Genomic DNA, 19,290 nt, shown 5'->3' with positions numbered 1-19,290 from the left:
GGAAGATGGTCTGAGGGGAGCTCAGTTCACCACGGCCACGTTGATGGTGCCGTTGCCCTGGGTCATGCGGACTCGGGCGCCGGGCACGAAGGTGGGGTTGGCTTTTTGCACCACCACGATGGATTCGCCGTTCTCTTTCTTGATCTCGAGCTCGACACCATCCACCTGATTGAGCTTGTCACCGGCGGCCTTGCCAGCAGCTGCGCCCGCGATGGCACCGCCGGCGGCGGCGATGTCGCTGCCGCGACCACCCCCTATGGTGCTGCCGAGCAGGCCACCGACCACGGCACCGCCTATGGTGCCGATCAGGGAGTTTTCATCGGCCTGGATCTTCACCGGGCGAGTCGAGAGGATGGTGCCGTAGCTGACGGTCTGAACCTGCTTGGCGCGATCCTTGGTATAGACATCGCCGGAGTAGACATCGCTGTTGGCACAGCCCGTGATGGCGGTAGTGGCGGCCAGCAGGGTGATGAGAGCGATACGTTTCAACATGATGGGCCTCCTGGGCGGTCATCGGATTAATCGGCTTGATGCATTCCACTCTACGCCAACCGGGTTGCGCATTAAACCCGCAAAGTGTAACCAATTATGTGGCGTGAACGGTGGCCCGGCCCCAACGCGGGTCAGGCCAGGGTCTTCTCCAGCAGCAGGCGATCCTCCCCCGGGCCGAAATAGCCGGGCTCTTCCGCCAACAGTGCATAACCTAGGCGGAAATAGAGGCGCTGGGCCGGATTGGCCGGATCCACGGTCAGCCTGACTCGCGCCACCTGCACTTCTGCCAGTGCTTGCTCTACCCGCAGCATCATGCGCTCGGCCAGGCCAAAGCCGCGGGCTTCGGGCCGTACCGCCAGAGAGAGCAGCCAGCCCTGCGACCGATCCTGACCCAGGCCTCCCAGGGCATAACCCAGCAGCTTGTCCTCCAACTCCGCCACGACCAGCAAGGTGGGCCACAGATCCATGGCCTGACGGAAGAAGAAGGCGGGGTAGACATCCTCCCCGAAGACGTCGGCGTCGATCTGCCAGATGGCGTGCATGTCGGCGTGGGTGGCAAGGCGTAATAGGGGGGACGGCTGCATCCGGGCTCCTGTGGTACTTGCTGCCGGGGGGGGCAGTCAAAAAGAGCGCACAGGGTAGTGGGCTCGCCAGGCTGATGCAAGCGGGTCTGGTTCGGAGGCCAGACAGGGGAGGCAGAGCCGGGGGAATCGATCTCAGCTCAGGTGGTGCTCAAGGGGTAAAGAAACAGGGCCCGCAGGCCCTGTTTCACCGGACAACTTCGATTGCTGCGATCAGATGAGGCGGGTCGCCTGCTCCAGCCAGGCGAGATCCTCACCCTCCAGCAGCGGGCTCAGACGGCGGTAAACCTCGGCGTGGTAGTCGTTGATCCAGCGGAATTCGGCCTGGCTCAGCAGGCTGCGATCGATGAGGCGGGTATCGAACGGCACATAGGTCAGCCGTTCGAAGCCCAGCATCGGCAGTTCGCCGATCTGCTCCAGTTCGGTGACCACCACCAGGTTCTCGCAGCGGATGCCAAAGGCATCTTCCCGGTAGTAACCCGGTTCGTTGGAGAGCACCATACCCGGCTGCAGGGCCACCAGGCTGCCCTTGGGGGCGATGCGCTGCGGGCCTTCGTGCACGCTGAGGAAGTGGCCGACCCCGTGACCGGTGCCATGGTCGTAGTTGTAACCTGCTTGCCACAGGGGCATGCGGGCCAGCACGTCGAGCTGGATGCCGGCGGTGCCGCGGGGGAAGCGTGCCTGATCCAGTGCGATATGGCCCTGCAGCACCCGGGTGAACATCGCCTTGTGCTCGTCGGTCACCTCACCCACCTTGACGGTACGGGTGATGTCGGTGGTGCCATCCAGATACTGGGCGCCGGAATCCACCAGATAGATGCTGTCCTGACCGAAGGGGCGAGGCACACCGTTGGTGTGGCGGTAGTGGCACATGGCGGCGTTGGGGCCCAGCGCCGAGATGGTGTCAAAGCTCGGCTCGACGTAGTGATCCTGCTCGCGACGGAAGGCTTCCAGGCGATCGGCCAGGGTGCCCTCATCCATATCCTGATAGTCGCCGGAGGCGATCAGCCGATCCAGCCAGGCGAGGAAGCGGGTGACGGCGACGCCGTCGCGCAGATGGGCGCGCTGCATGCCGGCCAGCTCAACGGCGTTCTTGCAGGCCTTGGGCAGCATGGTGGGATCCTGCCCCGCCACCAGGATGGCGCCTGCCTCCTCCATGGTGAGCTGGGTCCAGGCGTTGGCGGTGTTGGGGTCGGCCAGCACTTTTTGCTGATCCTCGCCGATGCGCTGCAGCACGTCACCCAGCTTGTCGATGGGATAGACGGAGACATCCTGCCCCACGTGGCGGCTGAAGGCGATGCAGTCGATCTTGTCGGTGTCGACGAAGAAATCCATGCTGGTGTTGGCGTAAAGCACCGCGAAGCCCAGCACCACCGGCAGTCGCTCCACGTCGCGGCCACGCAGGTTGAGCAGCCAGTTGATGGGCTCGGCCTGGGTCAGCAGCACCGCATCCAGGCCGCGCTTGCGCAGATCCGCCGCCAGCAGCTCGCGCTTGGCCTGGCTGGACTGGCCCGCCAGCTCCTCGCTGTAGAGGATGACAGGGATCTTGGTCGGGGCGGGGCGATCGCTCCAGTGCAGATCGATGGGGTTCTCATCGACCCGTACCAGTGCTATGCCGCGCTCGGCCAGGATCGGCCTGGCGCTCTGATACCAGGCCAGGCTGTGCAGGCGGGCGTCGAAGCCGACCCGGGCGCCGGACGGCAGTTGCTCGGCCAGCCACTGGACGTGGGGATCTTCGTTCAGGTGAAGAAACTCAAACAGCTCGGCCGGTGCCTGCATGCGGGCCTGCACCGTATAACGACCGTCGACGAACAGGGCCGCCCGCTGCGCCATGATGATGGCGAGGCCGGCGGAGCCGTTGAAACCCGTGATCCAGTCCAGCCGTTCGGCATAGGCGGGAATGTACTCCCCCAGGTGCTCGTCGTCGTGGGGAACGATGAAGGCGTCCAGTTCCAACGTGGCCAGAGTGGTCCTGACCTGGGCGACGCGGGTTTCAATAATCTCGAAATGATTCATGTCGTTATTGCCAGATTGTGATGATGTGAGTGTTCACTGATTGTGGCCGCTTGCCAGGATCTGTCGGATCGACTGGCCTGCCGCCTCGATATGTTGCTTGAGCAGGACCACCGCCTCGTGCTTGCGGCGGGCGCGGCACAGCTCCAGCAGGTGGGCGTGTTCGCGTTCGGCCTTGTCTACGCCGCCCTGGGCGAACAGCAGTTCGAAGCGCACGTAGCGATCACAGCTCAGATTGATCTGGGCGATGAGGTCCAGTGCCTGGGGACGATTGGCGGCCTGATAGAGGGTGGCGTGAAAACGGTGGTTCAACTCGGCCCAGTGCTCGATCTGGGTGCCGGACTCCAGCGCCAGATCAAACTGGGCCAGGATGGCTTGCGCCTTGGCGAAGGTCTCCTCCGTCATCAGGTCTACGGCGTGGAACAGGGTATCGGCTTCCAGCAGCGCCCGCAAATAAAAGAGCTCCTCTATGGCCGAGGCGTCCAGCATGGTGACCACGGCGCCGCGATGGGCCTCGAACTTCACCAGCCCCTGGGCTTCCAGCTGCATCAGCGCCTCTCGCACCGGGATGCGGCTCACCGCCAGCTCCTTGGCGATGGCGTCCTGGCGCAGGGGGGCGCCGGCGGGAAACTCCCCACGCAATATCCGGCCGCGGAGGTTCTCCATCACCATCTGGGTTCGGGTCTTGTAGGGTGGGGTCATGCTTGAGTCACGGGCAGGTTGCAAAATTGTATATTGTATAAAGTTTGGCTGAATCTAACGCGCAACCGCGTGCAAGGCAAGGCTTGGCGGGAGCCATATGCTGTGCATCGACCAAAAAAATACCGGCCAGCTGGGCTGACCGGTATGGGATTGTCACCTTGACGGGACGCAGCTTACAGCTGCGGGCCCGCAGCAACCAGACGTTTGCCTTCGTCGTTGTCGGTGAAGCGCTCGAAGTTCTTGATGAAGCGCTGAGCCAGATCCTGTGCCTTGGCATCCCACTCGGCCTGGTCGGCATAAGTGTCGCGCGGGTCGAGGATAGCCGGGTTCACGCCCGGCAGTTCGGTCGGCACTTCCAGGTTGAAGATCGGCAGCACTTTGGTCGGCGCCTGCTCGATGGAACCATCCAGGATGGCATCGATGATGGCGCGGGTGTCCTTGATGGAGATGCGCTTGCCGGTGCCGTTCCAACCGGTGTTGACCAGATAGGCTTCCGCCCCTGCGGCTTCCATCCGTTTCACCAGCTCCTGACCGTACTTGGTCGGGTGCAAGCTGAGGAAGGCGGCGCCAAAGCAGGAGGAGAAGGTCGGAGTCGGCTCCGTGATGCCACGCTCGGTACCGGCCAGCTTGGCGGTGAAGCCCGACAGGAAGTGGTACTTGGTTTGCTCCTTGGTCAGCTTGGCGACCGGGGGCAGGACCCCGAAAGCATCGGCGGTCAGGAAGATCACCTTATTGGCATGACCCGCCTTGGAGACCGGCTTGACGATGTTCTCGATGTGATAGATGGGGTAGGAGACCCGGGTGTTCTCGGTCTTGGAGCCATCATCGAAGTCGATGGTGCCATCGGCGGCAACGGTCACATTCTCCAGCAGCGCATCGCGGCGGATGGCGTGGTAGATATCCGGCTCGGCTTCCTTGGAGAGCTTGATGGTCTTGGCGTAGCAGCCCCCTTCGAAGTTGAACACGCCGTGGTCGTCCCAGCCGTGCTCGTCGTCACCGATGAGCTGACGCTTGGGATCGGTGGAGAGGGTGGTCTTGCCGGTACCGGAGAGGCCGAAGAAGATGGCCACGTCCCCATCCTTGCCCACGTTGGCGGAGCAGTGCATGGAGGCGATGCCGCGCAGGGGCAGGAAGTAGTTCATCATGGAGAACATGCCCTTCTTCATCTCGCCACCGTACCAGGTGCCACCGATGAGCTGCATCTTCTCCGTCATGTTGAAGGCGACGAAGTTCTCGGAGTTGAGACCCTGCTCCTTCCAGTTCGGGTTGGTGCACTTGGCACCGTTCATCACCACGAAGTCGGGCTTGAAGGTTTTCAGCTCTTCGTCGCTCGGGCGAATGAACATGTTCTTCACGAAGTGTGCCTGCCAGGCCACCTCTGTGATGATGCGCACCGCCAGGCGGGTATCCGGGTTGGCACCGCAGAAACCATCGACCACAAACAGGCGCTTGCCGGAGAGCTGTTTGGTTACCAGGGATTTCAGATGTGACCACACTTCGGGGGTGATGGCCTTGTTATCGTTCTTGCCCTGGTCAGACCACCATACGGTATCCTGGGTGGTGGCGTCTTTGACGATATATTTATCTTTTGGGGAACGGCCGGTGAAGATGCCGGTATTGACGTTGACGGCGCCGAGTTCGGTGACGACGCCACGTTCGAATCCTTCCAGGTCCGGGCGGGTCTCTTCTGCGAAAAGCTGCTCATAGGAAGGGTTGCGAACGATTTCCTGGCTGTTTTTGATACCGTATTGGTCCAGTTTCAGTTGTTGTGCCAGGGCGGGTTCTACCACGATAGTCATTATGTTCTCCTGGGTTCAGAGGTGTGTAGGGTTCTATCTGGCGTCCATACTACTACCTAGGTGGTAGTTTTTAGCGATCGCCATCAAACTTTATAAAATAGGGTATTTTTTTGTTATTTAAGTTAAAGGCGGGTTTTGCCCGCCTTTATTTAGTGTAACTTGTTTGCATCATTACCGGGAGCCCCGCTGAACAGGGTTTCGATGTCTATCCCATCAAATTGGTAGTGGGTGCCGCAGTAATCGCAGTGCATGTCGATCTTGCCGAGCTCCTGCACCATGGCCACCGCTTCTTCCTTTTCTATCTGCAACAACGCCCCTTCGCAGCGAGCGCGGGAGCAGGTGCAGCGGAACTCGATCGCCTGGGGATCGAACACTCGCACCTTGTCCTGATGGTAGAGGCGGTAGAGGATCTCTTCGGCCTCCAGGCCGAACAGCTCTTCATCCTTGATGGTGCTGGTGAGCTGGATCAGGTGATCGAAATCGGCGCCGTGATCCTCGCTCCGGGCCGGCAACTCCTGCAACAGGATGCCGGCGGCGCGGGGAGTGCCCTCGTGGTGGCCGGTACGGATCCAGAGCCGGGTAGCGAGTTGCTCGGACTGGGCGAAGTACTGCTCGAGGCAGGCCGCCAGGGTATCGGCCTCGAGGGCGATGATGCCCTGATAGCGTTCGCCCTCTTCAGGGGTGATGGTGATCACCAGCTGGCCATTGCCAATCAGGCTCTGCAGCTTGTCGTCCGTTGGCAGGTCGCCTTCATGGCGGGCGACACCGCGCAACTGCTGGTTGTGATCGCCGTTGATCACCGCCAGACGCACGGGTCCGTCCCCTTGCAGTTGCACCGTGATGGAGCCTTCAAACTTGAGGGTGGCGGTCAGCAGGCTGGTGGCGACCAGCAGTTCACCCAGCAGTTTCTGCACCTGTACCGGGTAGTTCTGGGCATCGACGATGTGGCGATAGGTACTATCCAGCTGGACCAGCTCCCCCCGCACTTCGTACTCTTCGAACAGATAGCGATACAGGAGATCTTGGTTACTCATCATGCTTTCCTAGGATTTTCTGGGAGAAAAGATAAATACATTGTTAAACAGTTGGTTAGGAACTAATTCCTGTGCCTGTCGTCATAAAAGAGCCACGGAGGCGAGTCAGTATTGCTTGACCTTGATCAACTGGCGCCGCTCCTGCTTGTCGGGGCGGCGCTCGGGACTCGGGGCAAACTGGCTGTTGAAGCGTCTCGCCTCGCTGTTCTGGGCCCGTTTTTTCAGGCTCTCTTCGGTCTCTTCATAGAGCAACTGGGCCAGGGGCGCGGCCTTGCGCTGCTCGCTGACCTGCAGCACTCGCACTTCCCGTTCATCCTGGCCCTGCCAGAAGCGGACGAGAGCGCCGACCTCGACGGTTTTGCCCGGTTTGCTACGCTGGCCGTTATAATGCACCTTGCCACCGTCGATCTGATCCCTCGCCAAACTGCGGGTCTTGTAGAAGCGTGCCGCCCACAGCCACTTGTCGAGGCGGACCAGGGGGCTGATTTGTGCTGGATTCGACATGGATCGGCTCCGGGATGGCTGAAAGGGGAACCTGATTATACCAGAGGCAGGCCCCGGGATAGAAACAGGGGGAACCGGGGTGTGACGGCATCTGAATTTTCACAGCATCATCCCATCCGGTCGGTTGTCTCTGGGTCCATTGCCGTACACAATAGCTAACCGATTTGGATGCCAGAATATTTTGATAAACATGACGCTACCGTTCAGGGATGACTTGTTGGGCTCCCTTTTGGCTCGCTGCAAGACAGTGCCACTCTCCCGTTTCAGCCAGCCTCTGTTCTGGCTGCTGTTGCTGTTACTGGCCCAGCAGTGCGCCGTGCTCACCTGGCGTCTGTTCGAGCTGGCCCAGCCTTCCCGCGCAGTGCCCTGGCAGCCAGCTATCACCTCGGGCCAGGGCGCGGGACCGTCCCGCCTCGATCTCGGCAACGTCAGCCGTCTCTCCCTGTTTGGCAAGGCGCAGCAACTGCAAGCCGACAAGGCTGCCCAAGCGGCCCTGATCGATGCCCCCAAGACCCAGCTCAACGCCCAGCTCAACGGGGTGCTGGCCAGTTCCGATCCGGCAAAATCCATCGCCATCATCGCCCACAACGGGCTGCAGAACTCCTATGGTATAGGGGATTACATCGACGGCACTCAGGCCAGGATCCGTCAGGTGTTTGCCGACAGGGTCATCATTGCCCGCGATGGTCGTGACGAGACCTTGATGCTGGATGGGGAAGAGTATGGCAAGCCGTTGCCCAAGGCGACTCGACAGGGGGCCGCGCTCTCTTCCGTTCGCAGCGAGTTGATGAGCAATCCTGGCAAAATCACCGATTATCTCAATATTTCTCCGGTCCGGGTGGATGGTCGCATGGTCGGCTATCGTCTCAACCCGGGCAGCAATCCCGAAATGTTCAATCAACTCGGGCTGGTCGCCAACGATCTGGCGGTCAGCATCAATGGCCTGGATCTGCGTGACAACGCACAGGCCATGCAGGCGATGCAGCAAGTGGCGGGCGCCACGGAAATGACCGTCACCGTCGAGCGGCAAGGACAGCTCTACGACGTTTATGTCGGCTTGTCAGAATAATGAATTGGAGTAGCACCAAGAATGACAAATAAAGGGAAGGGCTGGCGTCTGGCCACGGTGGCAGCTGCCTTGATGATGACGGGCTCTGCCTGGGCCACCGAGTATGCCGCCAGTTTCAAGAATGCCGACATTGAAGAGTTCATCAACACGGTCGGCAAGAACCTGAACAAGACCATCATCATCGAGCCCTCGGTGCGCGGCAAGATCAACGTCCGCAGCTACGACCTGCTCAATGAGGATCAGTACTACCAATTCTTCCTGAGCGTGCTCGACGTCTACGGCTTCGCCGTGGTGCCCATGAACAACGGCGTACTCAAGGTGGTGCGCTCCAAGGATGCCAAGACTTCGGCCATCCCCGTGGTGGACGACACTAACCCCGGTGTGGGGGACGAGATGGTGACCCGGGTGGTACCGGTGCGCAACGTCTCGGTACGGGAGCTTGCGCCCCTGCTGCGCCAGCTCAACGACAACGCTGGCGGTGGCAACGTGGTGCATTACGAGCCGTCCAACGTGCTGCTCATCACCGGCCGGGCGGCCGTGGTCAACCGTCTGGTGGAAGTGGTACGCCGGGTCGACAAGGCGGGCGACCAGGATATGGACGTCATCAAGCTGAAATATGCCTCGGCGGGCGAGATGGTGCGGCTGGTGACCAACCTCAACAAGGATGGCAACAACCAGGGTGCCAATGCCTCCCTGCTGCTCTCCCCCAAGGTGGTCGCCGACGAGCGCACCAACTCCGTGGTGATCAGCGGTGAGCCCAAGGCGCGTGCCCGCATCATCCAGATGGTGCGCCAGCTCGACCGGGATCTGCAGAGCCAGGGCAACACCCGGGTCTTCTACCTGAAATATGGCAAGGCCAAGGATCTGGTGGATGTGCTCAAGGGCGTCAGCTCCAGCATCGAGGCGGACAAGAAGGGGGGGGCGGCCACCGGTGGTGGTGCCAGCATCGGCGGCGGTCAGCTCGCCATCTCCGCCGACGAGACCACCAATGCCCTGGTGATCACCGCTCAGCCTGATGTCATGGCCGAGCTGGAGCAGGTCATAGCCAAGCTCGACATCCGCCGCGCCCAGGTGCTGGTGGAGGCGATCATCGTCGAGATCCAGGACGGTGACGGCCTCAACCTTGGGGTGCAGTGGGCCAACGCCAATGGCGGCGGCACCCAGTTCACCAATACCGGTCTGCCCATCGGACCTGCCATCATCGCGGGCAAGGATTACGACGACAACGGCAACACCGACGGGCTCGAAAACCTGCTCGGTGATTTCAGCGGCATGGCGGCCGGCTTCTACAAGGGGGATTGGGCCATGCTGGTGACGGCGCTCTCCACCAACACCAAGAACGACATCCTCTCGACCCCGAGCATCGTCACCATGGACAACAAGGAAGCCTCCTTCAACGTCGGCCAGGAAGTGCCGGTACAGAGCGGCTCCCAGAGTTCCACCACCAGCGATCAGGTATTCAACACCATAGAGCGCAAGACGGTGGGTACCAAGCTGGTGGTGACGCCCCAGATCAACGAAGGGGACTCGGTGCTGCTCAACATCGAGCAGGAGGTCTCCAGTGTGGCTCAGACCCAGGCGACCGGCACCGCCAACCTCGGTCCCACCTTCGATACCCGTACCGTCAAGAATGCGGTGCTGGTGAAGAGTGGCGAAACCGTGGTGCTGGGCGGCCTGATGGACGAGCAGACCAAGGAGCAGATCTCCAAGGTACCGCTGCTGGGGGACATCCCAGTGCTGGGCTACCTGTTCCGCTCCACCTCCAACACCACCTCCAAACGCAATCTGATGGTGTTTATCCGGCCGACCATCTTGCGCGACGCCAACGTCTATTCCGGGGTCTCCAGCAACAAGTACACCCTGTTCCGTGCCGAACAGTTGAACCTGGCGGCCGAGGAGGGTTACGCCACTTCGCCAGCCCGTCAGGTGCTGCCCGCCTATGGTCAGGATGTGATGATGTCCCCCGAGGTGCAGCAGCAGATCGAGCGGATGAAGGCCCAGCAGCAGTCCACTGCCACCGGGGCCAAAACCCAGGTGCAGGGACAGCCCTTCGTGCAGAGCAAGCCCTGATGGCCGCCTACCAGCTCGATGGCAGCGAGCTGCCTGCCCCCTTGCCGGAACTGCCGTTTGCCTTTGCCCGCAACTTCGGGGTGATCCTGACTGAGCGCCAGGGTGCCCCGGTGCTGCTATGTCGCCAGGGGGTGACGCCGCAGACCCTGCTGGAGGTGCGTCGGGTGGTGGGGTGCACCTTCGTGGTGGAGCAGCTTGGCCATGATGAGTTCGAGACGCTGCTGACGGCCCATTACCAGCGCGACTCCTCCGAGGCGCGCCAGCTGATGGAGGATCTCGGCAACGAGATGGACTTCTTCGCCCTGGCCGAAGAGTTGCCCCAGAGTGAAGATCTGCTGGACGCCGATGACGATGCCCCCATCATCCGTCTCATCAACGCCATGCTGAGCGAGGCGATCAAGGAGGAGGCGTCCGACATCCATATCGAGACCTTCGAACGGGCCCTGGTCATTCGCTTCCGCATTGATGGGGTGCTGCGGGAGATACTGCGCCCCCATCGCAAGCTCGCCTCGCTGCTGGTGTCGCGCATCAAGGTCATGTCCCGCATGGACATTGCCGAGAAGCGGGTACCCCAGGATGGCCGCATCTCATTGCGCATCGGCGGCCGCGCCGTGGACGTGCGGGTCTCCACCATGCCGTCCAGCTACGGCGAGCGGGTGGTGCTGCGTCTACTCGACAAGAACAACGTGCGGCTCGAGCTCAAGCAGCTCGGCATGACGCTGGCCAACCGCAACATCATCAGCGAGCTCATTCGCAAGCCCCACGGCATCATCCTGGTGACGGGCCCGACCGGCTCGGGCAAGTCCACCACCCTCTATGCGGCGCTCTCCGAGATCAACTCGCGGGATCGCAACATCCTGACCGTCGAAGACCCCATCGAATATGACCTGGAAGGGGTGGGCCAGACCCAGGTCAACACCAAGGTGGACATGACCTTCGCCCGGGGGCTGCGCGCCATCCTGCGTCAGGATCCGGATGTGGTGATGGTGGGGGAAATTCGCGACCTCGAAACCGCCCAGATCGCGGTGCAGGCGTCGCTGACCGGTCACCTGGTGATGTCGACCCTGCATACCAACACCGCCATCGGTGCCATCACCCGGATGCGGGACATGGGGATCGAGTCCTTCCTGCTCTCCTCCTCCTTGCTGGCGGTGCTGGCCCAACGACTGGTGCGCACCCTCTGCCCGGATTGCCGCGCCCCGCACCCCATCACCGAGCAGGAGCGGATCGCCATGGGCATCGAACTGGCGCCGGATCAGCAGATGTGGCGCTCGGTGGGCTGTGAGCAGTGCAACCACACCGGCTACCGTGGCCGGACCGGCATCCACGAGCTGGTGGTGATCGACGAGGCGGTGCGCGAGGCGATCCACAGTGCCAGCGGCGAACTCGCCATCGAGCGCCTGATCCGGGGCCATACCCCCAGCATCCGTCGTGACGGCATCGACAAGGTGCTCCAGGGGCAGACCAGCCTCGAAGAGGTGCTGCGCGTGACCCGGGAAGACTAAGATGGCTGCGTTCGAATACAAGGCGCTCGACGGCAAGGGGCGCAACAAGAGCGGCGTGCTGGAGGGGGATTCTGCCCGTCAGGTGCGTCAGCTGCTGCGCGAGCAGGGGTTGACCCCCCTCGAGGTGAACGAGACCACCGAAAAGGCGAAGCGCGAGGCCAATCGCTTCGTGCTGTTTCGCCGTGGCGCTTCCACCTCGGAACTGGCCCTTATCACCCGCCAGCTGGCGACCCTGGTGGGCGCTGGGTTGACTATCGAAGAGGCTCTCAAGGCGGTGGCCGAACAGTGCGAGAAGGCCCACCTGCGCAGCCTGGTGGCCACGGTCCGCAGCAAGGTGGTGGAGGGCTATTCCCTCGCCGATTCACTCGGCGCCTTCCCCCACGTGTTCGATCAGCTGTTTCGCTCCATGGTGGCGGCCGGTGAGAAGTCCGGTCACCTGGAGAAGGTGCTCAACCGCCTCGCCGATTACACCGAGCAGCGCCAGCACATGCGTACCAAGCTGCTGCAGGCGATGATCTATCCCATCGTCCTCACCTTGGTGGCCGTGGGCGTCATCTCCATACTGCTCACCGCCGTGGTGCCCAAGGTGGTGGCCCAGTTCGAGCACATGGGCCAGCAACTGCCGGCCACTACCCGTTTCCTCATCGGCACCAGTGAACTGATGCAGCACTATGGCCTCTGGTTCCTGCTGTTGTTGTTCATTGGCGGCTTTGTCTGGCGCTGGTGGCTGACGGACGCCGGGCGTCGACGTCACTGGCATCAGGTGGTGCTGCGCCTGCCGGTCATCGGCCGGGTCAGCCGGGGACTCAACACTGCCCGCTTCGCCCGTACCCTCAGCATCCTCAACGCCAGCGCCGTGCCGCTGCTGGAGGGGATGAAGATCTCGGGGGAGGTACTCTCCAACGACTTTGCCCGCCACCGCATCGGCGAGGCGACCGAGCGGGTGCGCGAGGGGACCAGCCTGCGCAAGGCGCTGGATGAGACCAAGATTTTTCCGCCCATGATGCTGCACATGATCGCCTCCGGCGAGCAGAGCGGCGAGCTCGACAGCATGCTGGAACGGGCGGCCGACAACCAGGACAGGGAGTTTGAAACCCAGGTGAACATCGCCCTCGGGGTGTTCGAGCCCATGCTGGTGGTTTCCATGGCAGGGGTGGTGCTCTTTATCGTGATGTCGATCCTGCAGCCGATCCTGGAGCTCAACAACATGGTCAATCTATGATGCAGGCCTCCAGGCGCCTTGCTCCGGTCGATCCTGCGGTCCACTCACTCAAACTCAATCACATGGTGAATTTGTGAGGTCAGGCGTTCGAATAGGCTTCGTTATTTGATCCCACAAATCCAATCGAACTCGTGGGTTCTATTGGCCGACAGGCATAATCGAACGGTCGTGGTTCAACAATATGATCATTTTCTGATGACACACGTCATCTCATTCGTTAGGGAGTCATAGCAATGCACAAGCGTCGTCAAGCCGGTTTTACTCTGCTGGAAGTCATGGTGGTTATCGTGATCCTGGGGATCCTGGCCAGCCTGGTGGTGCCCAATCTGATGGGCAACAAGGAGAAGGCAGATCAGCAGAAAGCGGTCTCCGACATAGTGGCGCTGGAAAATGCCCTCGACATGTACAAGCTGGACAACAACCGCTATCCGACCACGGAGCAGGGGCTGGATGCCCTGGTCAACAAGCCGACCGCGTCCCCCGAGCCACGTAGCTACCGGGAAGGGGGCTACATCAAGCGCCTGCCGCAGGATCCCTGGGGCAACCCGTACCAGCTGCTGAGCCCAGGCCAGTTCGGCAAGCTCGACATCTTCAGCATGGGGCTGGACGGGGAAGCCGGGACCGATGACGACATCGGCAACTGGAACCTGAAGGATTTCCAATAAGTGATGGGTTGCGCCGCCATGCTGATGGGGCTGGTCTTGTGAAACCTTATCGTCAGGCGGGTTTCACCCTGCTGGAGGTGTTGCTGGTCGCCATGTTGATGGGGCTGGTGGCCACCGCCGTCACCCTCAGCATGGGGGGCGCCCGGGGGGATCGGGAGCTGGATAAGCAGGCGCGCCGCTTCATGGCAACCCTGCAGCAGGCGCAGGAGTATTCGGTGATGGATGGCCGGCTGCTGGGCCTGCGAGTCGAGGAGAGCGGCTGGCAGTTTATGTCCCGCAACCCCAAGGATCGCAAGTGGCAGGCGTTGACCGGCGACAAGATCCTGGGGCAGGTGCAGCTGCCGGAGGAGATGACCCTGACCGTTGAACTGGAGGGCTTCAGCTGGCGTACCGACTCGGACGAGAAGAACGAACAGGGCCGCGACGAGAAGGAGCGCACGCCCCAGATCTTCGTCTTCCCGGGGGGCGAACTCACCCCCTTCATGCTGACCCTGAGTCAGCAGGTGGATGACGAGAAGTACCTGCGCACCGTCAAGGGGGATGAGTTTGGTCGCCTCTCCCTGCTAGAAGACGAAGAGGAAGAAGAGTGAGAGCCCCCTCTATCAAGGCGCGCGGCATGACGCTGCTGGAGGTCATGGTGGCGCTGGCGGTGTTTGCCATCGCCGGCCTGGCCGTGATGAAGACCGCCAGCGAACACCTCTCCGGCCTCAACTACCTGGAAGAGAAGACGCTGGCGACCTGGGTGGTGGAAAACCAGCTGGTGCAGCAGAAGCTCGAGGCCAAGTGGCCGGGTGACAGCTGGGTGGAAGGGAACGAGGAGCTGGCCGGCGAGACCTGGTACTGGCGCTATCGCGGCGTCGCCACCAGCGACAACAACTTCAAGGCTCTGGACATGGAAGTGCGTACCGCGCCCAAGGCCGAGAGCCCGGTGGCCATGATCCGGACCTATATCAGCCGATGAACAAGCACCGTGTTGTCCCCATGATCCGGAGCCGGTGCCAGCGGACGAGTGCCTGCCCGATGCCGAGGCGCCGTCAGAGCGGCTTTACCCTGCTGGAGATGCTGGTGGCCATCGCCATCTTCGCCAGCCTCAGCATGGGGGCCTATCAGGTGCTGCAGGGGGTGCTTACCAGCGACGAGGTGGCCAAGCGCAAGGAGGTCCGTCTCTCCGAACTGCAGCTCGCCTTCAGCCTGCTGGAGCGAGACGTCACCCAGATGGTGCCGCGCAGCGGCCGCATCGATGGTGAGAACAACAAGGTGCTGCTGGCGGCCTCCCGCTTCGGCCAGCAGAGCGATGACTGGGGCATGGCTTTCATCCGCGGTGGCTGGCTAAATCCGGACGGCATGCTGCCGCGCTCCGGCTTGCAGCGGGTGGGTTGGCGACTCAAGGAGCAGACTCTGGAACGGCTCAGCTACCTCTATCCGGATCCCGCGATCGGCACCGAGCCGCGCATTCAGCCGGTGTTGACCGGGGTGACGGCCCTGCGACTCTATTTCTACGACAAGGGGATGTGGAAGGAGGAGTGGACCCAGCGCGACCTGTTGCCTCATGGGCTGGCGGTGGAGCTGGATCTGGAGGATTACGGCACCATACGTCGTCAGTTCCTCATCGGGGCCGGCGGCCAGAGGGCTGAAAATGGTAATTGATCGTCATTTTTCCCCGACCGTCATGGAAGATAACGGTACCCTTCGCCGTCGTCAGTTCCTCATCGGGGCCGGCGGCCAGAGGGCTGAAAATGGTAATTGATCGTCGTTGTTCCCCGACCGTCATGGAGGATTACGGCACCCTTCGCCGTCGTCAGTTCCTCATCGGGGCCAGCGGCCAGAGGGCTGAAAATGGTAATTGAGCGTCATTTTTCCCCGACCGTCATGGAAGATAACGGTACCCTTCGCCGTCGTCAGTTCCTCATCGGGGCCGGCGGCCAGCGAGCGGACAATGGCAGTTAAGCGCAGCCGGGGCCCATCCCGTACCACACCGGGCCGGCAAGGGGGCATGGCCCTGCTGGTGGTACTGCTCATCCTGTCGGTGATGGTGATCATCGCCAGCAACATGAGCGGCCGGTTGCAACTGGAGTTGCGCCGGACCAGCAACCTCACCGCCGGCAAGCAGGCCTGGTGGTATGCCATGTCGGCGGAGGCGCTGGTGATCAAGGTGCTCAACCAGGATTTCAAGGATGACCCCGATGTGGTCAATCTGGGTCAGAACTGGGCGCGCCAGGATGCTGTCTTTCCGGTGGATGACGGTACTCTGTCCGGACGGGTGCGGGATCTGCAATCCTGTTTCAACCTCAACAGCCTGAGCCTGGCCCTGAAAGAGGGGGAGAGTGGCGATGACCTCGAGGCGCAGCCCTATCAGTTCAAGGCGTTCCGGGCGCTGCTCGAGGCGCTGGAGGTGGATGAGTACGAGACGGTGCAGCTCACCGACGCCATCCGCGACTGGACCGACAAGGATACCCAGCTGGTGTCGAGCAACGGGGCCGAGGATGCCTATTACGAGGGGCTCAATCCCCCCTATCTGGTGGCGAATCAGTGGCTGCTGGGAACGGACGAATTGCGGGCCGTGCGCGGGGTGAGCAGCGAGCTCTACGCCCGGCTCGCCCCCTATGTGTGCACCCTGCCCAGCGACAAGCTGGTGGTGAACATCAACACCATCAAGCCGGAGCAGGCGGCCCTGCTGGTGGGGCTCTACCAGGGCAAGATCGGGCTGGACGACGCCAAGCAGGTGCTGACTAACCGCCCCAAGAAGGGGTGGAAGGAGAAGAAGGAGATGACGGACGAGCTGCCGGTGCAGCCGGGCGCCATCACGGGGCTGGATGCTGCACTGGACATCAAGAGCAACTTCTTCGAAGCCCGTCTGCTGGCCGAGGTGGGTGATGTGCGGGCCCGGCTGGAGACTGTTTTCCAGCGTGGCAAGGACAACAAGCTGGTGATGCTGCGTCGTCTGAACGATGGCGCAGAATAACAGGGAGATGGCTGGCCTCTGGCCTGTCTGTCCCGCCCCTTATCTGGACTGCAGCCGATGGCTGCGGCTCGCCCATCGACAAGGATGCTGGCGGGCATGGCAGGAGAATCATTTGTGAGCGAGAGTCTGGTCATCCGTCTGGGGACCAATGCGCAGCAGCCGGTGCATTGGCTGGTGTGGTCGACGCAGGAGCAGGAGATCATCGCCTCCGGAATCCTGGCCTCGGCCCATGCCCTGGGTGAGCTGCAGGAGCGTGCCGGCGGCCGCCCCGTGGTGACCCTGGTGCCTGGCAGCGATCTCATCTTCCGGCGGGTCAGCCTGCCGGGCAAGTACAGTCGTCAGGCCGCGGCGGCGCTGCCCTATCTGCTCGAGGAGCAGATCGCTTCCGATGTGGATGAACTGCATCTGGTGGTGCTGGCTCATCAGGGGAACGACGTGGATCTGATGGCGGTGGACAAGGCGAAGATGCAGGAGTGGCTGGCGTGGCTGCAGCAGGCGGGTCTCAAGACCCTGCAACTGCTGCCGGATGTGCTGGCCCTGCCACCCGCCACCGAGGGATGGTCTGCCCTGCAGCTTGGCGCAGAGTGGTTGATCCGTCAGGGCCCCGTTCAGGGGATAGTCGCCGACGAGCCGCTGCTGGCCATGTTGCTGGCAGCCCAGCCCGAGCCGGTGACCCTGTATAGCCACACCCCCATTCCGGCCATGGCGACCGGCAACTGGCGGGGGGCTGATCCCGAGCTGCCCATGCTGCTGCTGGCGAAAGGGGCGCTCGCTTGCCAGGCCAACCTGTTGCAGGGGCCCTATCGACCGCAGACCGAATACGGCCGTTATTGGCTGCAGTGGCGCAAGGTGGCGGTGGTGGCGGGGATCCTGCTGCTGGTGGCGCTGACCCAGCGCGGGGTGCATCTTCATCAGCTGGCGGAGCAGGACAAGGCCCTCAAGGCGGAGATCCGGCAGGTCTATACCCGGATCTTCCCGGGGGAGACCCGGATCGTCAACGTCCGCAGCCAGATGGCCCAGCACCTCAAGTCCCTGGGGCAGACCCCGCAGGATGGGATCCTGCTGCTGCTGACCGAGTTGGCGCCGGTGTTTGCCGAGGTACCCGGCCTCAAGCCCGAGGTGCTGCGTTTCGATGCGGGCAGGGGTGAGCTCAGGTTGCAGGTCACGGCCCCGGGTTTCACCGAGATCGAGCGCTTCCGTGAGCTGGCGGGCAAGCGCTTTGAGGTGCAGCAGGGTGAGGTGCGAAGCACCGAGGGCAAGGTGGAAGGCGCGCTGGTGCTGAAGGGGAAATCATCATGATGGACAAACTGCAAATCTGGTGGCATGGCATCAGCCCCCGCGAACAGCGGCTGGTGGCGGTGGGCGGCGGCATACTGCTGCTCGGGCTTTGCTACTGGGTCATCTGGCAACCTGTCGCCAATCGTATCGACGAGCGAGAGAGGCAGGTGGCCAATCAGCAGCAGACGCTTGCCTGGTTGAAAGAGAAAGGGCAGGAGGTGTTGGCGATGCAGGGTGGCCAAGGCCGGCAAATCGACACCAGCGGCACCCTGGACGGGGTGGTGAACCGCACCGCCTTCAACCAGAAGATCAAGATTGCCCGGCTGCAACCCCAGGGGCAGGAGTTGCAAGTGTGGATAGACACGGTACCGTTCGATGATCTGCTGCTCTGGCTCGCGACCCTCTCCGATCAATACGGGGTCCAGGTGCAGATCATCGAGGTGGCCCGTGAGGGGTTGGCACCTGGCCTGGTCAAGGTCAGACGTTTGCAGTTGAGCCGCCCCCAATGACACCAAGCGTTCAATTCGCCGTCCGGTTTCCGGCATCGCATTCCGTTATGGCATCGGGCCTCGCCTGGGCCGGATCCTTGCAGTCGAGTCGTGTTCTATGAAGCAAAAAGTACTGATTGCCGTCCTGTTTCTGACGGTCTATCTGATGTTCCTGCTGGCCAGGTTGCCCGCCACTCTGGTGGTGCGCCATCTGCCGTTGCCCCCCAACCTGGTGCAGCTGGAAGGGGTGAGCGGTACTCTCTGGAGCGGCCAGATTGCCCGGCTGCAATATGCCAGCGAGTCCCTGACCCAACTGCGCTGGGAGCTCGATGGCTGGTCGCTGTTGCGCCTGGCTCCCGAGGTGTCGCTGCGTTTCGGCGAGCGCGCCGGCCTCAATGGCCAGGGGGTGATCGGCTGGAATGGCGCGGCCTTCGGCCGTGACATCATCCTCAACGCACCTGCCCCCTGGGTGTTGGCGCGGGTGCCCATGGGCCTGCCCTTCCCCCTGACGGCGGCGGGTCAGCTGCAACTCAAGGTCGATCAGTTCGCTCAGGGCAATCCCTGGTGTGAGGAGCTCTACGGCAATCTCAACTGGTATGACGCGCAGGCCGACACCCCGGCGGGCAAGCTGCCACTGGGGGATCCCGAGGTCAAGCTGACCTGCCTCGACTCCCGCCTGGTGGCCGAGATCAAGCAGGGTTCAGAGGCGGTGCAAGTGCTCGGCAAGCTGGAGTTGCAGGCCAATCGCCAGTACCTGTTCCAGGGCACCCTCAAGCCGGGCCCGGCACTGCCGGAACAGATGAAGCAGGGGTTGCCCTTCCTCGGTCAACCCGATGGTCAGGGGCGCTTCCCGCTGCGCTATCAGGGCCGCATCTGACGACATGGCTCCATAACGACAACACCCCG

19 protein-coding genes are annotated in these 19,290 nt (G+C 62.3%); 12 read left to right on the top strand and 7 right to left on the bottom strand.

Features of this window, described 5'->3' with window-relative positions:
* Nucleotides 1-21: 21 nt before the first annotated feature.
* The 7 genes from PG898_RS10980 to hslR form a co-directional block, all read right to left on the bottom strand.
* Nucleotides 22-492, bottom strand: a complete 471-nt coding sequence (locus tag PG898_RS10980; RefSeq protein ID WP_005327494.1) for a glycine zipper 2TM domain-containing protein — start codon at nt 490-492, stop codon at nt 22-24.
* Nucleotides 493-623: 131 nt separating this feature from the next.
* Entirely contained in the window at nt 624-1,076 is a 453-nt protein-coding gene (locus PG898_RS10975; protein WP_270824134.1) for a GNAT family N-acetyltransferase, read from the bottom strand.
* 210 nt (nt 1,077-1,286) lie between these two features.
* Entirely contained in the window at nt 1,287-3,089 is a 1,803-nt protein-coding gene (locus PG898_RS10970) for an aminopeptidase P family protein (protein ID WP_270824133.1), read from the bottom strand.
* A gap of 33 nt (nt 3,090-3,122) precedes the next feature.
* Nucleotides 3,123-3,788, bottom strand: a complete 666-nt coding sequence (locus PG898_RS10965) for a GntR family transcriptional regulator (protein ID WP_270824132.1) — start codon at nt 3,786-3,788, stop codon at nt 3,123-3,125.
* Nucleotides 3,789-3,961: 173 nt separating this feature from the next.
* Entirely contained in the window at nt 3,962-5,587 is a 1,626-nt protein-coding gene (pckA, locus tag PG898_RS10960) for a phosphoenolpyruvate carboxykinase (ATP) (RefSeq protein WP_270824131.1), read from the bottom strand.
* A gap of 149 nt (nt 5,588-5,736) precedes the next feature.
* Entirely contained in the window at nt 5,737-6,621 is an 885-nt protein-coding gene (gene hslO / locus PG898_RS10955) for an Hsp33 family molecular chaperone HslO (protein ID WP_041204975.1), read from the bottom strand.
* A gap of 105 nt (nt 6,622-6,726) precedes the next feature.
* Nucleotides 6,727-7,125 carry a ribosome-associated heat shock protein Hsp15 gene (gene hslR / locus PG898_RS10950; RefSeq protein WP_043128526.1) on the bottom strand — a complete coding sequence of 133 codons (399 nt, stop codon included), beginning with the start codon at nt 7,123-7,125 and terminating at the stop codon, nt 6,727-6,729.
* Between the two features lie 217 nt (nt 7,126-7,342).
* Here hslR and exeC point away from each other — a divergent pair, with 217 nt between their 5' ends.
* The 12 genes from exeC to exeN all read left to right on the top strand — a co-directional run bounded on the left by exeC (nt 7,343) and on the right by exeN (nt 19,261).
* Nucleotides 7,343-8,194, top strand: a complete 852-nt coding sequence (gene exeC, locus PG898_RS10945; RefSeq protein WP_275124727.1) for a GspC family type II secretion system variant ExeC — start codon at nt 7,343-7,345, stop codon at nt 8,192-8,194.
* 21 nt (nt 8,195-8,215) lie between these two features.
* Complete coding sequence (gene exeD / locus PG898_RS10940) at nt 8,216-10,264, top strand: GspD family T2SS secretin variant ExeD (RefSeq protein WP_041204980.1); 2,049 nt, start codon at nt 8,216-8,218, stop codon at nt 10,262-10,264.
* On the top strand, nt 10,264-11,769 hold the full coding sequence (gene exeE / locus PG898_RS10935) for a GspE family T2SS ATPase variant ExeE (protein WP_005327470.1): 1,506 nt from the start codon (nt 10,264-10,266) through the stop codon (nt 11,767-11,769). Before exeD ends, exeE begins: the two co-directional genes overlap by 1 nt.
* Nucleotide 11,770: 1 nt before the next feature.
* Nucleotides 11,771-12,991 (top strand): GspF family T2SS innner membrane protein variant ExeF, encoded by a 1,221-nt coding sequence (gene exeF / locus PG898_RS10930; protein WP_005327468.1) that lies wholly within the window; start codon nt 11,771-11,773, stop codon nt 12,989-12,991.
* Nucleotides 12,992-13,224: 233 nt separating this feature from the next.
* On the top strand, nt 13,225-13,656 hold the full coding sequence (gene exeG, locus PG898_RS10925; RefSeq protein WP_005327466.1) for a GspG family T2SS major pseudopilin variant ExeG: 432 nt from the start codon (nt 13,225-13,227) through the stop codon (nt 13,654-13,656).
* A gap of 38 nt (nt 13,657-13,694) precedes the next feature.
* Complete coding sequence (exeH, locus tag PG898_RS10920) at nt 13,695-14,246, top strand: GspH family T2SS minor pseudopilin variant ExeH (protein ID WP_005327465.1); 552 nt, start codon at nt 13,695-13,697, stop codon at nt 14,244-14,246.
* 11 nt (nt 14,247-14,257) lie between these two features.
* Nucleotides 14,258-14,617, top strand: coding sequence for a GspI family T2SS minor pseudopilin variant ExeI (exeI, locus tag PG898_RS10915; protein WP_041206802.1), 360 nt, complete (start codon nt 14,258-14,260; stop codon nt 14,615-14,617).
* Nucleotides 14,618-14,676: 59 nt separating this feature from the next.
* Complete coding sequence (gene exeJ / locus PG898_RS10910; RefSeq protein WP_081805622.1) at nt 14,677-15,303, top strand: GspJ family T2SS minor pseudopilin variant ExeJ; 627 nt, start codon at nt 14,677-14,679, stop codon at nt 15,301-15,303.
* A 289-nt stretch (nt 15,304-15,592) separates the two neighbouring features.
* Nucleotides 15,593-16,618 carry a GspK family T2SS minor pseudopilin variant ExeK gene (gene exeK / locus PG898_RS10895; RefSeq protein WP_270824129.1) on the top strand — a complete coding sequence of 342 codons (1,026 nt, stop codon included), beginning with the start codon at nt 15,593-15,595 and terminating at the stop codon, nt 16,616-16,618.
* A 114-nt stretch (nt 16,619-16,732) separates the two neighbouring features.
* The gene (exeL, locus tag PG898_RS10890) at nt 16,733-17,917 is read left to right on the top strand and encodes a GspL family type II secretion system protein ExeL (protein ID WP_270824128.1); all 1,185 of its coding nucleotides are present in this window, start codon (nt 16,733-16,735) and stop codon (nt 17,915-17,917) included.
* Nucleotides 17,914-18,405 (top strand): GspM family type II secretion system protein ExeM, encoded by a 492-nt coding sequence (gene exeM, locus PG898_RS10885; RefSeq protein ID WP_005327455.1) that lies wholly within the window; start codon nt 17,914-17,916, stop codon nt 18,403-18,405. The genes exeL and exeM overlap by 4 nt, the downstream gene beginning before the upstream one ends.
* A 97-nt stretch (nt 18,406-18,502) precedes the next feature.
* Nucleotides 18,503-19,261, top strand: coding sequence for a GspN family type II secretion system protein ExeN (gene exeN, locus PG898_RS10880; protein ID WP_042648208.1), 759 nt, complete (start codon nt 18,503-18,505; stop codon nt 19,259-19,261).
* The last annotated feature ends 29 nt before the right edge of the window (nt 19,262-19,290 follow it).

Origin of the sequence: Aeromonas sp. QDB31 (assembly GCF_027707605.1) — a bacterium.
Classification (GTDB): Bacteria; Pseudomonadota; Gammaproteobacteria; order Enterobacterales; family Aeromonadaceae; genus Aeromonas; species Aeromonas media.
Note: the sequence above shows the minus strand (reverse complement) of the source record. Positions and strands in the feature narration are given on the sequence as shown.

Excerpts from the sequence above, each read along its gene's own strand:
- hslO (WP_041204975.1), bottom strand. The coding sequence starts at position 6,621 with ATGAGTAACCAAGATCTCCTGTATCGCTATCTGTTCGAAGAGTACGAA.
- pckA (WP_270824131.1), bottom strand. The coding sequence starts at position 5,587 with ATGACTATCGTGGTAGAACCCGCCCTGGCACAACAACTGAAACTGGAC.
- hslR (WP_043128526.1), bottom strand. The coding sequence starts at position 7,125 with ATGTCGAATCCAGCACAAATCAGCCCCCTGGTCCGCCTCGACAAGTGG.
- exeK (WP_270824129.1), top strand. The coding sequence starts at position 15,593 with ATGGCAGTTAAGCGCAGCCGGGGCCCATCCCGTACCACACCGGGCCGG.
- exeF (WP_005327468.1), top strand. The coding sequence starts at position 11,771 with ATGGCTGCGTTCGAATACAAGGCGCTCGACGGCAAGGGGCGCAACAAG.
- exeD (WP_041204980.1), top strand. The coding sequence starts at position 8,216 with ATGACAAATAAAGGGAAGGGCTGGCGTCTGGCCACGGTGGCAGCTGCC.
- PG898_RS10980 (WP_005327494.1), bottom strand. The coding sequence starts at position 492 with ATGTTGAAACGTATCGCTCTCATCACCCTGCTGGCCGCCACTACCGCC.
- PG898_RS10975 (WP_270824134.1), bottom strand. The coding sequence starts at position 1,076 with ATGCAGCCGTCCCCCCTATTACGCCTTGCCACCCACGCCGACATGCAC.
- exeE (WP_005327470.1), top strand. The coding sequence starts at position 10,264 with ATGGCCGCCTACCAGCTCGATGGCAGCGAGCTGCCTGCCCCCTTGCCG.
- exeN (WP_042648208.1), top strand. The coding sequence starts at position 18,503 with ATGAAGCAAAAAGTACTGATTGCCGTCCTGTTTCTGACGGTCTATCTG.
- PG898_RS10970 (WP_270824133.1), bottom strand. The coding sequence starts at position 3,089 with ATGAATCATTTCGAGATTATTGAAACCCGCGTCGCCCAGGTCAGGACC.
- exeJ (WP_081805622.1), top strand. The coding sequence starts at position 14,677 with ATGCCGAGGCGCCGTCAGAGCGGCTTTACCCTGCTGGAGATGCTGGTG.
- PG898_RS10965 (WP_270824132.1), bottom strand. The coding sequence starts at position 3,788 with ATGACCCCACCCTACAAGACCCGAACCCAGATGGTGATGGAGAACCTC.
- exeM (WP_005327455.1), top strand. The coding sequence starts at position 17,914 with ATGATGGACAAACTGCAAATCTGGTGGCATGGCATCAGCCCCCGCGAA.
- exeG (WP_005327466.1), top strand. The coding sequence starts at position 13,225 with ATGCACAAGCGTCGTCAAGCCGGTTTTACTCTGCTGGAAGTCATGGTG.